Origin of the sequence: Lacrimispora sp., assembly GCF_032078915.1 — a bacterium.
In the GTDB taxonomy this organism is placed as follows: Bacteria; Bacillota; Clostridia; order Lachnospirales; family Lachnospiraceae; genus Lacrimispora.
This window is the reverse complement of record NZ_DAMAUN010000026.1, coordinates 36,551-52,860: the sequence shown is the minus strand read 5'-3', so window position 1 is coordinate 52,860 and position 16,310 is coordinate 36,551. Positions and strand designations below refer to the sequence as shown.

The 16,310-nt window shown below is 42.4% G+C and carries 17 protein-coding genes; 2 read left to right on the top strand and 15 right to left on the bottom strand.

Annotated elements, in window-relative coordinates:
- Window positions 1-323: 323 nt before the first annotated feature.
- A complete protein-coding gene (locus tag RT269_RS12375; protein WP_313182996.1) occupies window positions 324-1,265 on the bottom strand; it encodes a helix-turn-helix transcriptional regulator in 942 nt (313 codons plus the stop codon).
- 97 nt (window positions 1,266-1,362) lie between these two features.
- Here RT269_RS12375 and RT269_RS12370 point away from each other — a divergent pair, with 97 nt between their 5' ends.
- Window positions 1,363-1,785, top strand: coding sequence for a pyridoxamine 5'-phosphate oxidase family protein (locus RT269_RS12370; RefSeq protein WP_313182994.1), 423 nt, complete (start codon window positions 1,363-1,365; stop codon window positions 1,783-1,785).
- Between the two features lie 87 nt (window positions 1,786-1,872).
- On the opposite strand, the gene RT269_RS12365 is transcribed toward RT269_RS12370, so the two are convergent.
- The 4 genes from RT269_RS12365 to RT269_RS12350 form a co-directional block, all read right to left on the bottom strand.
- Window positions 1,873-3,339 (bottom strand): glycoside hydrolase family 1 protein, encoded by a 1,467-nt coding sequence (locus RT269_RS12365; RefSeq protein ID WP_313182993.1) that lies wholly within the window; start codon window positions 3,337-3,339, stop codon window positions 1,873-1,875.
- A 63-nt stretch (window positions 3,340-3,402) separates the two neighbouring features.
- Window positions 3,403-5,274, bottom strand: coding sequence for a beta-glucoside-specific PTS transporter subunit IIABC (locus tag RT269_RS12360; RefSeq protein ID WP_313182991.1), 1,872 nt, complete (start codon window positions 5,272-5,274; stop codon window positions 3,403-3,405).
- Between the two features lie 133 nt (window positions 5,275-5,407).
- The gene (locus RT269_RS12355) at window positions 5,408-6,250 is read right to left on the bottom strand and encodes a PRD domain-containing protein (protein ID WP_313182989.1); all 843 of its coding nucleotides are present in this window, start codon (window positions 6,248-6,250) and stop codon (window positions 5,408-5,410) included.
- Between the two features lie 352 nt (window positions 6,251-6,602).
- Complete coding sequence (locus tag RT269_RS12350; RefSeq protein WP_313182987.1) at window positions 6,603-6,917, bottom strand: YbhB/YbcL family Raf kinase inhibitor-like protein; 315 nt, start codon at window positions 6,915-6,917, stop codon at window positions 6,603-6,605.
- A 177-nt stretch (window positions 6,918-7,094) separates the two neighbouring features.
- Here RT269_RS12350 and RT269_RS12345 point away from each other — a divergent pair, with 177 nt between their 5' ends.
- Window positions 7,095-7,754, top strand: coding sequence for a DUF3298 and DUF4163 domain-containing protein (locus RT269_RS12345; RefSeq protein ID WP_313182985.1), 660 nt, complete (start codon window positions 7,095-7,097; stop codon window positions 7,752-7,754).
- Window positions 7,755-7,993: 239 nt separating this feature from the next.
- Here RT269_RS12345 and RT269_RS12340 read toward each other — a convergent pair whose 3' ends face one another.
- From RT269_RS12340 to RT269_RS12295, 10 genes are all read right to left on the bottom strand, one after another.
- Window positions 7,994-8,305, bottom strand: a complete 312-nt coding sequence (locus RT269_RS12340) for a carboxymuconolactone decarboxylase family protein (RefSeq protein WP_313182983.1) — start codon at window positions 8,303-8,305, stop codon at window positions 7,994-7,996.
- An 18-nt stretch (window positions 8,306-8,323) separates the two neighbouring features.
- Window positions 8,324-8,572: a zinc ribbon domain-containing protein gene (locus tag RT269_RS12335; protein WP_025231926.1), complete on the bottom strand. Its 249-nt coding sequence runs from the start codon at window positions 8,570-8,572 to the stop codon at window positions 8,324-8,326.
- A gap of 14 nt (window positions 8,573-8,586) precedes the next feature.
- A complete protein-coding gene (locus RT269_RS12330) occupies window positions 8,587-9,162 on the bottom strand; it encodes a TetR/AcrR family transcriptional regulator (protein WP_313182981.1) in 576 nt (191 codons plus the stop codon).
- A gap of 617 nt (window positions 9,163-9,779) precedes the next feature.
- A complete protein-coding gene (locus RT269_RS12325; protein ID WP_313182980.1) occupies window positions 9,780-9,941 on the bottom strand; it encodes a hypothetical protein in 162 nt (53 codons plus the stop codon).
- Window positions 9,942-10,127: 186 nt separating this feature from the next.
- Window positions 10,128-11,111 (bottom strand): aldo/keto reductase, encoded by a 984-nt coding sequence (locus tag RT269_RS12320; protein ID WP_313182978.1) that lies wholly within the window; start codon window positions 11,109-11,111, stop codon window positions 10,128-10,130.
- 18 nt (window positions 11,112-11,129) lie between these two features.
- Window positions 11,130-12,080, bottom strand: a complete 951-nt coding sequence (locus RT269_RS12315; protein WP_313182976.1) for an ABC transporter permease — start codon at window positions 12,078-12,080, stop codon at window positions 11,130-11,132.
- Between the two features lie 5 nt (window positions 12,081-12,085).
- Window positions 12,086-13,597 carry a sugar ABC transporter ATP-binding protein gene (locus tag RT269_RS12310; protein WP_313182974.1) on the bottom strand — a complete coding sequence of 504 codons (1,512 nt, stop codon included), beginning with the start codon at window positions 13,595-13,597 and terminating at the stop codon, window positions 12,086-12,088.
- 37 nt (window positions 13,598-13,634) lie between these two features.
- The gene (locus RT269_RS12305) at window positions 13,635-14,705 is read right to left on the bottom strand and encodes an ABC transporter substrate-binding protein (RefSeq protein ID WP_313182973.1); all 1,071 of its coding nucleotides are present in this window, start codon (window positions 14,703-14,705) and stop codon (window positions 13,635-13,637) included.
- A gap of 119 nt (window positions 14,706-14,824) precedes the next feature.
- The gene (locus tag RT269_RS12300; RefSeq protein WP_313182972.1) at window positions 14,825-15,844 is read right to left on the bottom strand and encodes a LacI family DNA-binding transcriptional regulator; all 1,020 of its coding nucleotides are present in this window, start codon (window positions 15,842-15,844) and stop codon (window positions 14,825-14,827) included.
- 238 nt (window positions 15,845-16,082) lie between these two features.
- On the bottom strand, window positions 16,083-16,310 hold a 228-nt coding region (locus RT269_RS12295), incomplete at its 5' end, for a M15 family metallopeptidase (RefSeq protein WP_313182971.1).

The window sequence follows — 16,310 nt, the reverse complement described above, 5'->3', positions numbered from 1 at the left end:
CATTTTACAATATGTTTAACTAATTAGTTTCAAATGTAATCAAATTACATTATTTGATAAAGTAATTTGCTGATTAAAGAAATAAAAGGGCATATTCAGACGTCCTTTCTGGAGCCGGATAAAACAAAATGCAGATAGGCGCCACCATGTAAGAAAGCGGTGCGCACTCACAAGCAGGTGGTTTATATTTCGCACGCTATACATGCTCAACAGGGTCCTGCCCATAGTCAAAAAACAAAGTATCGGACGTCTGGGCCGATACTTTGTTTACTTTGCTTTTCTTTGCTTTTCTTTGCTTTTCTTTGCTTTACTTGGTTTAACCTTCATAATGAAATAAAATGATTCTTTATTGCATCCAGCCGGTCAAGAATCAGGTTTTTCAAGCTGGCTGGACTGATAGATAATATCCTTTCACCGTAATTAGCAAAATAATTGGCGATAAACGGTTCTTCCCCTCTGTTATAAAAACCTCTTATATAATATTTCCCATTCTCTTGATGCAGCTCCATTGATGGATAATGCTCTTTATAGAATAGATCCACGCCTTTGGCAGTAACGCCAGCCTCAAAGTCGATGGAATCATTATTTCGAAACATTTCTTTCGGGGAAATAAGAAAATCAGAAAGCGGCTTTGCTATATACTTATCACTGGGCTGTACGAAATGAATTTTATCACAGCGGAACACTTGGGGCTTTTTCGTCTGGAAATTATACGCCGTTGCATACCACTGTCCATAGGCAGAAGTAATATCAAAGAACTGAACATAATACTGCTTCTCCTGCTCTCCCTTGGTATAGTGGACTTCACAAACGTTTTCATCAACCGCCATGTGCAGAATGTCCTGCAGGCAGTTACATTCATTCTTGGTTTTATAACTTCCCAAGCGAAAAATCAATTCCATTTTCCTTAGTTTTTTTATTCGTTCTTCTGATATACAGCCTTCAAACTTTTGCTTTAGCTTTTGGACGTTCAAATGAAAAGGCGTTGATTGATAGGCGTTAAGCGTCTGCATGGCAAAATACAACGCCTGAACCTCGTCAACCGTAAAGACAATGGGGGATAATAACCGATTGGGAAGGATACCATAGCATCCGTTCCGCCCAGTCTTAGAGTATATCGGCATGCCGATTTCTTCTAAGGACTGAATGTCACGAAGTGCCGTACTTTTGGAAATAGTATATCTGTCCATTATGCTTCTGAGACTGAAAAACTTTTTATCATTTAAGTATATCATCATATCATTCAGCCGCTCTGATTTTTTCATGGATTTTTCCTCTTTCTGATTAAATGGTTTCACTATTTGAAACCATTATACATTATACTGCAAACATAGCAATAAAGAAAGCAAAGGAGAATTAATTATGAATGCAAAACAAGAATTCACCCGACTGATCAACACACAAACCGAAATTGCTCTGGCTACTTGTACTGACGGCCAGCCCAGTGTAAGGATTGTAAATTTCTGCTTTGACGAAGCCGCCAAAGTGATCCTCTTTACCACGTTTGGGGATAATGAGAAAGTAAAGGAATTGGAACAAAATAATAAGGCGGCTTTTACAACCATTCCCCACACAGGCAATGAGCATATTAAGGCGAAAGGCACAGTAAGAAAAAGCAGCGGCACTGTATTTGACGCAGCGGAACATTTCATTAAAAAAATCCCCGGCTACAAAGATATGATAGATCAAGCCGGAGATTACTTAGTTCTCTATGAAATTTCCTTTGAATCAGCCGTTGTCACCTTAGATTTTGAGAACATAGAAACATACGGTTTAGCTGACTGATCATGAGCATTAATATGGAAAGAATGGCACAGCCTTTGCGCTGTGCCATTCTTTCTATATTATAACAACCTGATACTTTCCCTGTTCTTACAGTACTTCTCCGTTGGTTTCTATCACTTTTTTATACCAATGGAAGGAATCTTTTCTGGATCGGTTCAACGTACCATTTCCTTCATCATCCTGATCTACATAGATGAAGCCATAGCGTTTCGTCATTTCCGATGTTCCGCAGCTGATTAAATCAATGCAGCCCCACGTCGTATAGCCCATTAAATCCACGCCGTCTGTTACTGCCTCCTTCATCTGCTTTACGTGCTCGCGGATATAGTCAATCCGGTAATCATCATGAATGCTTCCATCCGCCTCCACCTTGTCCCTGGCTCCCAGTCCATTTTCAACCAGGAACAAGGGCTTTTTATAACGGTCGTACATTTTGTTCAGTGTAATGCGCAGCCCGATGGGGTCAATGGGCCACCCCCACTCTGTCAGCTTTAAATAAGGATTCTTGATCGGACTGTCCAGTTTTCCAGCCAATTCATTAGCATCCGGCCTGTCCTCTGTAACGTGGGTCATGTAATAGCTGAATGCGATGAAATCCACCGTATAATCCCTGATGATCTGAAAATCCTCCGCTTCTGTTTCCAATTTTATGTTCTTTTCTTTGAAATACCGTGACATGTAGGAAGGATATTCTCCTCTTGCCTGTACCTCCGGATAAAAGAGGTTGATCTGGTCAGCCTTTAATGCCTGCAGCTGATCCTCCGGCTTGCAGGTTTTTGCATAGGACTCAATCCGGTTGATCATACAGCCGATTTTCGCATCAGGCATGATTTCTCTTCCCGCCTTCACTGCCAGGGAACTGGCCACAAACTGGTAGTGAGATGCCTGGTAAGCCGCCTCCTCTAAGTGATCCACTCTGTCAGGAAAGCTTCCTGCCCCGGTGTACAGGCTGTTTAAGTTCATATTCATTTCGTTAAAGGTGATCCAGTATTTCACGTCATTTTTGTATCGTTTGAAACATGCGGCCGCAAACCGGACAAAACAATCAATCAGCTCCCGGCTCTGCCAGCCGTTATATTTTTCTGACAGAACGATGGGCATTTCATAATGGGACAATGTTATAAGGGGCTCTATGTGATACTTTTTCAGCTCAGCGATCACCTTATCGTAAAAAACAAATCCGGCTTCATTTGGCTCGGATTCCAAGCCCGTAGGAAAAATTCTCACCCATGAAATGGAGAACCGGAACACTTTAAATCCCATCTCCGCAAACAATGCAATATCCTCCGCATAACGATGGTAGAAATCGATTCCCCAGCGCTTGGGAAATTTATATTTTTCCTCATGGGTCCGGTACTCTTCCAATTCCTTTGAGGTGACATTGAACGTAAAATTATTTACTTCTCCAGTTGCATAGGGATCTTTATAGGCTGCATAATCCGATGTGGACATTCCTTTTCCATCTTCTTTAAAGGCTCCCTCGATCTGATTGGCAGCGGTTGCACCGCCCCATAGAAAACCTTCTGGAAATCCGTAGTTTACTTCCTGTTTCATAATTATTCTCCTTTTTTGAATCGTATTTGAATTGATAGGAACTGCTTGTCTTATATTGGAATGCTACTGGAATACGATCAGGACCTCACTGGTTCCCGCCTGTGCCATATCCATAGGGATATCCAGCACATTCACATATTCATCTGAGTTTGTTACAATTATGGGAGTGATGGGATTTAAATGGTTCTCCTTGATGAAATCTAAGTCCACCTTCATCAAAGGCTCTCCCTTCTCTACCCACTGATCTTCTTTTACGAGGACTTCAAAGCCCTTTCCCTGGAGATTCACCGTATCGATCCCGATATGGATCACTGCGTTTATCCCCCGGTCAGAGATCAGACCGATGGCATGCTTTGTGGGTGCAATCATTTTTACCTGTCCTTGAAAGGGCGCTTTCACTATCCCTTCATCCGGTATGATTGCGATCCCTTTGCCAAGGATGCCTTCCGCAAACATCTTATCAGGAACCTGATCTAGTCCTACCGCTTTTCCAGTCATGGGAGCAGCAACCGGTATTTTTACCATCTGCCCTTCGTGATCCTGGGAGATTTTATCAGTCTCTTTTTCCTTTTCCTTTCCTTCCAGAGGAAGAAGCATCGTTATGATAAAAGCAGTGATAAATGAAGCACCAACACCGATACACGCCCAGATAAAGTTGTTTAACTCCCCTTCTTTCAAATAAGTAGGCAAAGCGGTAATTCCCGGAATGCTGAATGCATAAGCCTTAACATGAAAGATTCCGTAAATAGCTCCGCCCACAGCTCCGCCTGTCAATGCGGCATAGAAGGGCTTTTTATATTTTAAGTTCACCCCATAAATGGCAGGTTCCGTAATGCCAAACAACGCGGAAAGCGCACTGGAAAATGCAATTGATTTCATCTTCTTATCTTTAATTTTAAAAGCTGCCCCAAGAACAGCGCCGCACTGACCCATATTACTTACAATACTCATGGGAAGCAGCAAAATATCGTAGCCAACGCCGCCCAGCCCATCAAAGGTAGACGGGAAAAATGCATAATGCATGCCGGTTATTACGATGACCGACATAAGCCCTCCCATCAGCATACCGGCCACAGGGCCCGCTACTCCAAACAGGGAGATGAAAAAGGCTGCCACATATTTGCCCACATAACTTCCCAGAGGAGCGATGAATACAAGAACCACAGGGGCTGTTACCAGAAGGGAAGCCACTGGCGTCACGATCAGTTTTAAAAAACTCGGTATAAATCGGTCTATAAATTTGTATACGATGCTCAGTAACAGGACACCCAGAATAATTGGGATCACCGTGGAATTGTAATCCATTACGGGAATATTCATAAAAAGGAATTTCACCGTACTGATCCCCTGCCCGCTTAAATTCACAAATGCAGGATACATGATGATTCCGGCAAGAGTCGCAGACAGATGTTCATTCACACCGAATTTCTTTCCCGCTGAAAAAGCAACCAGAAATGGAAGGAAGTAATAGGTTGCATTGGAGATCATATCTAAAACAAAATAATTGTCTGATTCCGGATTCAGCATCTTTAGAAATATCAGCAGGGCCAGGATCCCTTTTATAATTCCGGCTCCTGTTATTGCAGGTAAAATGGGATTGAAAATACCTGAGATCACACCGAACAGGACGTTGATCGGATTTTCTCTTTTTTTATTCTTCTTGGGCTTTTCTTCCGACGAAACCACAAGATCTCCAAGTTCTTTCTTTACCCCTTCAAATACCTTTAATACCTCATTTCCGATGATCACCTGAAACTGATCTCCCTGAAACTGGGCTCCTAAGACACCGTCTAAAGCCTGTATGGCCTTTACATCTGCTTTTTCCCTGTCTTTTAAGTGAAAACGCAGCCTTGTAATGCAGTTCCAGGCCTGGGTTATATTATCCTTTCCACCACAATACTGGATGATTTCCTGAGCTAACTTTAAATGTTCCATACACAAAGTCTCCTTTTCGTTTTATTTTTGGTAGTCAATCGGATATTCGCAATCCGCTGCGCAGCTTGATGAGTTTAAAATAAATCCTAGTTCGAAGACAATGCCTAATTGAATAGTAACACTCTTGTTTTAATTACTTGTTTGTAACATTTGTTATTCTTTCGATATGAAGCAGTAAATAAATGATTTCATCCTTGGAAACATCCCAGGCATAGGCGTCAAACAGATATTTTGCAATCTTAATGGCGCATTGGTAGCTTTTTTTATAACGGATTTTAACCGTTTCCAATAAATCTTCGTCGTTTAATCCTATGGTGTCCTTCATATGAGTTTCCTGCCGTATGATAAAATACCGCAGATGCACAATAAACCTGGAGTAGTATAAGGAATTTTCATCTAATATCAATTGAAAATGGTAGCTGACAATATCCAGGATCCGGCTGATGATCTCTGTAATCTTTAAGGTATCACTCATATCCTGACTTTCAAATTGTGCATTTACAAAATGAAGGGCTATAAAGGATGCCTCCTGTGGCGGCAATTTTACTTTTAGGCGTTCCTCAATTAATTTCACCCCCTTTCCTCCGATTTCATATTCCCTTGGATAAAGGTGGGGGACTTCCCATTGCAGCGGATTATCCACATTCTGACTTTTCTTCGCCCGCTCAATAGCAAAATACAGATGATCGGCAAGAATGATCAGGATAGAGGCATGAAGCTGTTTTTCCAATATCCTGGAGCCATATTGAATGATTTCTTCCGTTACGGAAACGATGTCTTCCGACAGGTTCTGAACCATGGAAGCCAGCCGTTTATTGCTGTCATTGATAAAAAGCTTACTGACAGAAGATTCTGAAACCATATCTCCCCTCTTCCGGTTAAAACCGATCCCATTTCCAAACAGCACGACTTCGTTATGATTCTCGTCGTAGCCAAGAACGATGTTATTATTCAGTGATTTAACAAACTCGAACATAAAACACCTCCTTTCCTGTTAAATTTTTTCTTTTTAAGCGATTCTAAGTACCTATCATATAAATAGGTCAAAAAAAATCACCAAACACCAATATCCACTATTATGCGGACATTTGCATTTGATGATGCCTGATCGAGTCAGTAACACTCACTATTAACTTGTCTTCAATATAGCATTTTTCCGTCATATTGTCAAGAGAATGATTCTGAAGTTTAAACGAACTCCACAAAACATTATCAGGAAAATGATTGGACCTGCAGTTTTATTGCAGTTTTACTGAAATCTTCCCACTAAACAGCCCTCCTGTAAAATATGCCCTTGCATAGCAGACAATAAATCCCGCTTTCTGGATCTACTTGGCAGATCCAACAGGCAGTCCAATGCATATACGTTGAACTGATACTCCATTAAGTTCTTCAATATGGGGTCCATAAGGGATATTTGAGGGGATTGTCTCCATGACGGGAATATTCCAAATAACCCAATGATTATATGCTGGAATGGGATGTCCCATATCATCCATTATGATAGCCAGGGACTTGGCGTTTTCATTAATGGCTGACAGATGCAGCTCTGGTGAAATATCCTCTCCTCGCCCTGTGTATTGAATGGGTATAACGGCTTCGTTCTCAAAAGCCGGACTGGTCACTGTTAGCTGGCTTTTCATATTTATCATCCTTTTCTAAGTGAAACTCAGTGAATCCACGTTCTGTTTTGCCTTAGGCACGGCAGCATGTTCCACCTTAAATCAGTAACAGACAGGAAGATTCCCTGCCTTTCCTTAAGCTCATAATTAAATCCATTTATCCATATATTATACAAACCTTCCTTTTATGAGGCTCCTATGCAGATAATCTCTAAAAAAACGCTGACGGATATCATGCGATACAACGGAATCACTGTATTTACCTACGCGATCCATTATCCCCAGTTTACCTCCTCATGCAGTTCCACCGCAGCACAGAGTATTAATAAATTCTATGAATTCCGGTCGAAACAGTCTGAGATCTACTGCCGCACCGTGCTGTACCCTCAGGCCGTCGATCAGGCAAGGTACGTACAAAAAAATCAGTTTCCTTTTAACAGCTATCAATTTTTATCGGTTTTTCAGACCACATACAATGAGGACTGCATCACCAGCCTTTATACCGATCAATATATGTATCTGGGAGGCGCCCATGGAAATACAACCCGGGATTCCCAAACATGGGACTTTAATACCGGCAGACAGTTGAGCCTGGAGGATTTTTTCCCTAACAATCCCCAATTTACGGAATATATTTTTAAAGGGATACAACAGCAGATAGAAGAACAGATGAAAACATCCACCTCGCAATACTTTGATGACTATGCATCTCTTCTGCGGGGTAACTTTAACATCAATGGATTTTTTATTAAGCCATCGGGGATTGTCATCTACTATCAGCAGTATGATATCGCTCCTTATGTAAGAGGAATCCCGGAATTTCACTTTCCCTTCCAGGAAGGCTCTCCCAATGCCTGACTTTTCCAGCCAATGATATACACAGTGTACATCTTCACAAAGTGTTCACAATTCTATCAAAGTTTTATCATATTTCCTCGGTATATTAATAATTGCAAAGGGCAAAACCTTTTAAATTAAACTTTTTTTCATACTTAGCCGGCAGGATCCCCCCATCTTGCCGGCTCCCTCCATATCTGGCCTGTCCTGAACCTCCCCCATCAGCCTGGAGAGGTTATTCACGGCATGTTCAGCCGTATTCACCCTTCCTCATCAAATGCCTCCAAAGCTATGGGCAAGGACTTAACGATTGCATTCCCAACAGCAGGTAATCCCACCAGAATACTGCTAATGATTTCTTCTCTTGTTGCTCCTTTGGATTTTGCCATCTTAACGTGGAACGGCAATCCGCTTTCAAGACCCACGGCAGCCATCACTGCAAGATAGGCAAGTTCTTTCGTCTTTTTATCCAGTGCGCTTGCACCGTCCACTTTTTGTACCATTTCCATCCAAGCCTCCTGTACCTCAGGAGCTTCTTTTGCAAATGCCTGAAACGCTGGGCTAACTTTCATATCATCACCTCTCCCTTTTTAACTGTTGAAATATCCCTTCCATGCCGGAAGCTTTTTCATGCTGCTTTCGGCCATTTGGGCCGCAGCCTTTTCATCAAAGCCCTGTGTCTTGATGATAAAGTTAGTCATACCTGCCTTCTTCTCTTCAAAGGACTGCATGGAGCCGTCAGGTCGGGCGCAGTGTACACAATAATCTTTCGTTGTGTCACCGCAGGCAAATTCAGAAGCATCTGCCATTGGCATACCGCAAGCAATACAAACTTTCATTTTAAATCCTCCTTTTATTTTCTGATCAATTTTAAAAATGTTTCCGTAAGCTCTGAGCCATACCGCTCTAATATCGGCGTATCCGGTGAAAACAAATCTTTATTTAACAAATAATAATGGATCAGACCCACCCACGTATTAAACAACAGGTGAACAGGGATGTCCTTACATGTATTGTTTTCGCGTTCAAATACCTTGTTAAAATGGTAGGCGACAATGGATTGAATATTTGAAAACGCTAATCTTGCCTCCTCCGGCAATAGACTCCTTTCAGCGATCAGTCGGATATAAAACTTTTCATGTCTGGCTAACACATCTAAATGAGCCTTCAACAACTCCTCAATATTATCTTTAGTTTCCGCCAGACGGTGTATCTCCGATCCCAAAGCATCACCGAAATCCTGTATCAGACAGCAAAGCAGTTCATCCAGTGATGAGAAATGGACGAATATTGTCCCGTGAGATACGCCCGCTTCCTTAGCAATAACAGCCGTTGTAGCTGAAAAGCCTTGTTCGGAATAAATCTGATATGCTGTTTCCAGTATCTTTTTTCTAGTATTTTCTTTTTGCAATTGCCTTTTTGATTTCAAACAATGACCTCCAACTCAGTGAGTGTATACTCATTATATTTTATTTTATATTGAGTGTCAAGATATATTTAAATATTTTTTATTACTGATAGTTACAACTTTAAGTCCTTTAAGTGCAAGCAGAAATTTTCGATAGAATCTATTTTATTCTATTCTTACCAGGGGGGACAACCTTTTCCTATATCTAAAGATCGAATTAATGAAGCAGCACGGATGCCTTCACCGATACAAAACGATAATTTACTTTAGCAGTAATTATCGTACATTTTTATTTCGTGCCCATTTAACATGGTAATTGCATGGGTATTGCATGATGTTTTAATTATATACAGTTATAATTATATAACTATTTAGTTATGTCAAATCATTTTTAAGCATTTATACAGTACTTTTAAAAAGATCATGGAACAACTTAACTCTGATTTCTAAACTGTAGAGGAACTTCAAAGCCAGATGGTTCAAGCCGCAGCCAGACTACTGGTGCTGATAAATTTTTATGTATCTACTATGGAAGAGTAAAAGAATCCCTGGATTCTTTTAAAGAAACCAGGGATTCTATATTCTTTGTATCTTAGGCCAACATGATATGGTCCACAACAAATATGGTATATTATGTCTTATAACTTTGAACTGATCCCTCTGCCGGAAATCCGTTTCTTGACCACTTCCATGACGGAGATCTGGTGATCGGGATCATCGGCAACGGGCGGGACATCGATACGGAAAAGGCTGAGGCATCCCTCTTTTCCCAGCCCATAGAAAACGGAAAAAGTCGCCATCACAAGTTCCGATAGTTTTCCATAATAATCGAAAAGAATATACGAAGTAGAAGCGTTCCCAGGCGTTGCCCAAATAATATAAAAGAAAGCAGCAGCCTTAAGAAATTATCTTTCAAGACTACCGCTCCTGGTCAACGCTTCAACTTCATAATTAATGATATAACTCTGCTATTTTACAGCACCTGTTTACAAATTCTCAAATGGTTCCAGCACTTTATCAATCTTTGCCATCATTTCATCATCAATATCCCATGCGGTACATTGGATATTGTGTTCCAGCTGCTCCACAGTAGATGCTCCTCCAATAATAGAAGTAACCTCCTCTTTCTGCCTCAGCCAGTTCAAAGCGACCTCATTCATTGGTTTCCCATATGCTTCTGCAATCTTCTTAATCTGTTCCGCACCATCAAAATACTGCCGGAACGCCGGCCCTGCCAGCTTGGGATTTGCATTTCTGATATCATTTTCAGAAAAGTTTGTCCCTGAATGGAATTTCCCGGCAAGAAGCCCCTGGAACAGCGGGCTGTACGGCAGAAATGCCTGGCCGAACTTCCGCACATTGGGCAGTACCTCTTTTTCTGTCTTATATTCCAAAGGAATGCTGTGATAGCTCTCTGTATTTCGTTCCAGCATATTGTAAAGGCTTTGCTGGCAATGAACCTCTGTATATTCCATCATTTTTTCTACATCTGTTTGTGAAAAATTACTCAATCCCACATAACGGATTTTTCCAGCCCTCTTCATCTCTTCCAGGGCCTCTGCGGTTTCCTCCAATGGCACATTGGGATCCGGCCAATGCATCTGGTAAATATCCACATGGTCCGTCTGAAGTCTGGTCAATGTTTCATCAATCTCTTTTAGCAGGCTCGCTTTTGAGAGATTATTTGTTGTCTCATGCTTCTCATTCCATAGCAGACCGCCTTTGGAAGCAATCAGCACATTGTTTCTGTGACCGCCTTCCTTAAGTGCTGCTCCCAGAACTGTTTCCGAATGCCCCCAGCCATAAACCGGTGCCACATCGAAGAAATTTACTCCCATTTCAATTGCTGCATGAACGATCCGGGATGACTTCTTATCATCCATGGAATCCCAATCGCCTCCAAAATTCCAGCACCCAATTCCAATTACCGAGATTTTTTCCGCAATCTTTCCAACCTTCTTGTAAATCATAGCCTTTTCCTCCATCTATCAGCTTTTTCGCATTTTATCAATCACAACTGCTATTGCTATTAACGAGCCTATCATAATTTCCATGATGAACGAATTGATTCCAAGCAATGTTCCGCCCTGACGCAGCGTAGCCATGATCATAGCGCCAAGAACAGTACCGATCACGGAACCTTCTCCACCATCTAAACTCGCACCACCCACAACAGAAGCGGCGATTGCATCAAGCTCATAACCAACTCCAGAGGTTGGTACCCCATTGCCAAGACGGGCTGCCATCAGAATGCCCGCAATTCCACAGACGATCGAAGAGAATATATAAACTCCATATACCGTTGAAGAAATATTGATTCCGCTTAACCTTGCAGACTCTTTATTACTTCCATAAGCATAGATATTCCTTCCAAATACAGTTCTTCCTGTAATGAAAATACCCAGGAAAATTATTGCGAGCCAGGTCAGAAACATATTGGGGATTCCAAGTACCGATCCTGATGCAAATGACGTAAAACTCTGGGGAAGGTTGGATATGGTTTTGGCCCCTGTCATTAACAGAATCACATTTCTGACAACCGTCATGGATGCCATCGTCGCAATGAACGGAGGCACTTTTGCATTATGTACCAGGACTCCGTTAAACAATCCGACTAACATACTTGCACCGATGGCAATCAGGATTGATAGAATGACCGGGATCCCGCTTACCATGCACATGGAAACTACAATCCCCGACAAACCAATGACTGAGCCAACTGACAAATCAATACCGGATGACGTAATGACAAAGGTCATACCGATTGCTATAATCCCATAGATAGAAGCCTGCTTTAACAGCTTCATCAGTGTATCCACCTTTAAAAATACCGGTGACTTCACACCAAAGAACAAAAACAATATAATTAAAATTCCAACTAACAGCAGCTCTGTCTGAAAACGAGACAGGAACAGATTTTGTTTTTTCTTCTCTGCCATAGCCTCTATGACTCCTTTCCTTTCATACCCGAAGCATAACGCATGATGTTTTCATCGGTAAACTCTTCCCGGGTAATGATTCCCATCTGACGTCCTTCATACATCACCATCATTCTGTTTGCAAGTCCCATTACCTCCGGAAGATAGGAGGATATGATGATTATGGTCTTCCCTTCCTTAATCAGTGATTCAAATACTTTATAGATTTCAAGCTTTGCCCCCACATCAACGCCGACCGTGGGCTCATCAAAGATAAACAAATCACTGTCCTGGGCCAGCCATTTTGATATAACTACCTTCTGCTGATTCCCACCGGACAGATTCTTTACCCGCTGATAAACCGTAGGTGTCTTTGTCCTGAGTTTTTCTGCATAATGCCGGGCAATTTGCTCGCCTTTGCCTTTATTCATGATTCCCAGACGAGTGATTTGGCGAACTGCGACCATATTGGTATTGTCTGCAACCGACATGCCCAGTGCCAGACCCTGAGCCCGCCTGTCTTCCGGGAGCAGTGCGATTCCGGCCTGGATTCCTTGAACCGGTCTGGTGAAATCTGCCGGTTTCCCCAAAAAGGTCACCTTACCCGAATCCTTGGCATCAGCTCCGAAAATTGCTCTTGCAATTTCAGTCCGCCCGGAACCCACTAAACCAAACATGCCAAAGATCTCGCCCCGTTTTACTTCAAAGCTGATATTTTGAAAGGCTGTGCCCCTGGAGATATTTTCTACCTTAAGAATGGTCTCACCCGGCTTCACATGCTCAATCTGATACATATCATTTACATTTCTTCCCACCATCATGGAAATCAGGTGGTCTTCATCCGTATTTTCCATATCAACGGTTCCAACTAAGCAGCCGTCCTTTAAAACAGTTGCCCGGTCACAAATACTGAATATTTCTTCCATGCGGTGTGAGATATACAAAACCCCTACGCCGTCCTGTTTCAGCTTATGGATGATTCCAAACAGCTGCTTTGTCTCATCCGACGTCAGCAGTGCTGTCGGCTCATCAAAAATAACTGCCTTTGCCTTTTGATGCATGGTTTTTCCAATAGCAACCATCTCCTGCTGCGCCACTGACAGCGTTCTGATAATCGCTTTCGGGTCTACATGCACTTCAATGGAGTCCAGTGTTTCTTTTGTTTCCCTATACATGCGGGTATAATCTACGGTACCGAATTTTGTTCTGGGCAGCTGCCCCATAAAGAAGTTCTCAGCCACAGAAAGATGCTGCGCCAGATTTACATCCTGATACACCGCCCCCAATCCCAGCGATTGCGCATGAGACGGGGATTTGATATCTTTTTTCTCACCGTTTAAATAGATTTCTCCCTCAGTTTTGGCATAGACTCCCATCAGTATTTTAATAATTGTGGATTTACCCGCGCCATTCTCACCTACCAGTGCATGTACTTCTCCTGGAAGGAGCTCCAGGTCCACGCCGGAAAGCGCGCGTACACCTGGAAACTCCTTTACAATTCCTTTCATGGAGACAATGGGTGTTATTTGTTCCTGCATTTGCCAACCTCCATAAACTTCAGGCAACTGACTTTTATTATTTGCCCGGGTACAGCAGCTTCTGCACTTCCGGCACATCCAAATTGTCTTTGGTTACCAGAGTCGTAGCCGCTACAACATCATGTTCAACATTCTTGCCCTTTAAAGATGCAATTACGGAAAGTACCCCTTCATATCCCATTCCGTATGGATCCTGAACAACGATTCCAGTTAATGCTCCATTTTTGATTGCTTCAATTTCCGTATCATCAGAGTCAAATGCATAGGCAATGATACTTCCGGACTTCTCATTCTGGGCAATCGAATTCGCAATGCCATCTCCCATGTGGTTATTATCTCCGAAGATTCCAATCAGATCTGCGTTTGCAAGAATCAGGTTGTCAACTGCATCCTGTGCTTTTGCAATATCATTGTCACAATACTGGGTCTCTATCATAGTAATACCAGGAACCAGTTCTTTCACCTTATCTGCAAATCCCTCACAACGAGCCTGATTTACAGCAGAACCGGAATCCGCACTGATCACTGCAACCTTTTTACCGGCCGGATCGATTCCTGCTTCTTTCCACTGCTCCACCATTTTCTCAGCAGCCGTTGATGCAGCTGCGTAATGGTCGGTTGCCAGATGCTGGGTATAAACATTGGTCGCTAATTTATTATCAACCGTTACAACGGGGATCCCTGCAGCTACTGCCTCCTCTACAGCAGGAACAGTTGCCTCAGAGCTGATGGATGCAATGACTATGCCATCCGGTTTTGCGGAAATCGCATTTTCCAGAATCGTAACCTGCTCATCAATTCCTGTCTCAGACGCCGGACCGGCAGTCGTCACTTCAATCTCCCCATTGCTCTCAGCTGCTGCTGCCTTCGCTCCAAGCAATACCGTCTGCCAGTAGGAAGAGTCTGTTGCTTTGATAATCACCGTCACTTTGTAAGGACCTGATTTTGCCTCTGGTTTCGCCGGCTTTTCACTTTCCGCCGCCGTTGTTGCTGCCGTTGTTGCCGCCTGAGTCGTTTCCGCGGACTTTGCGGATGAATTTCCGCCACATGCAGTCAGTGTTCCTGCCATCATGACCGCCATCATCAGTGCTAAAGCTCGTTTCTTCATAATAAATCCCTCTCATTCATATATAGTTTTTTTATATATCCGGGAGGACGTCTCTCCCGTGCATATACGGTGTAATTCAAATGTGGAACCGCTCCCACATTTGGTAAAAAAAACAAACGTTATCGGTTTGTTTTTTCTGAGCCGTTCAGCTCAAGCCTGCAGGGGGCCACCCAGATGCTTCTTTGTACATCCGGCTTATTCATCCGTTCCATAAGAAGCTTCATACTCATGCGCCCCATCTCGATCGTATCCCTGGATACACAACTGAATGGAAAACCCAGCACGTCCAGCATGGGGACATTATCAATTCCTACCACTGCAATATCACTCCCAATGGTAATGCCACTCTCTATCATTGCTTTAATAAAACCTATACTGGTACGGTTATTACAGGTAACCATGCCTTCAGGAAGTTCTTTGCTGTCTATCATGCTTTTGGTAAGTGTATATGCCGTATCTATGGTAAAATCCCCCTTCAGCACATACTGTTCCGGAATCTCCAGTCCATTTGCCGCCATGGCATCCTGATATCCCCGAAACCTCTCCCTCGCTATTTTAAGCTGCATATCGCCTTGAATAATGCCGATTTGGGTATTCCCAGCCTTAATCATGCTTTCCGTTGCAATATAACCGCTCTCGTAATTTTGAAAATAGATCGTATCCCACTGAGAATAATCAAAATCCCTGTCTACAATTACCACTGGTACATCCAGCTTCGCCAAAGCATTCTTTAATTTATCCACAGACTCTCTATCGCCATAGCCCATGGCCGGTGTAATAATAACGCCCCGGACCCTCTGCTGTTCTAAGGCTGATAACGCCTTTAATTCTTTATCCCCATTATTTTGCGTGTCACAGTAGATGATAGAAAAACCATTCTGATCCGCTACTTCATTAATTCCCTTTAGTACTTCTCCAAAAAATGAATTGTCGATCTCAGGGATAACCACACCGATTGTGCTCCCGATTTGTTTGGAAAGGCTGACTGCCGCTGCAGATGGTTTATATTGATGTTCCTGTATGATTTTCTCAATCCTGCGCCTGGTCTCCTCATTAACATAGCCATTATTATTCAAAACTCTGGATACAGTTGATTTGGAAACACCTGCCAGTTCTGCCACTTCATGAATTGTCAGCATATCTTTCTCCTTGTACTTCTCTTTCGGGTGTGGTACCGGTCCCTTATATTGTAATTTCATATTATCACAGCACTTTTTACATGTCAACTCTATTTTTTTAATATTTTTAGTTACTTTTTTACATTTATCATTATTAAAGCAGATTATAAACTTATTTTTTTACTCATTTTATGGGACCGGTATCACAAAATATGGGCACTGTTGCTGTGCACTCCGACCTGGCCGGCAGATCCTCTTTTCAATTTCTTTCTCTTAAATATTCCTCAAGGCAGAGGTTTTGATCATTCATTTCAGTGGCAGCCATTATCCCTACATAGCGATAATGCCAAGGCTCATTGCTGACACCGGTAATTTCTGTTTTGCTTGGCGGATAGCGGAGGATAAATCCAAAACGGTAACCGTTTTGTTTCAGCCATTTATAAACTTCATTTCCGTTTGATTTAACCCCATCCGCATTGATATCCAC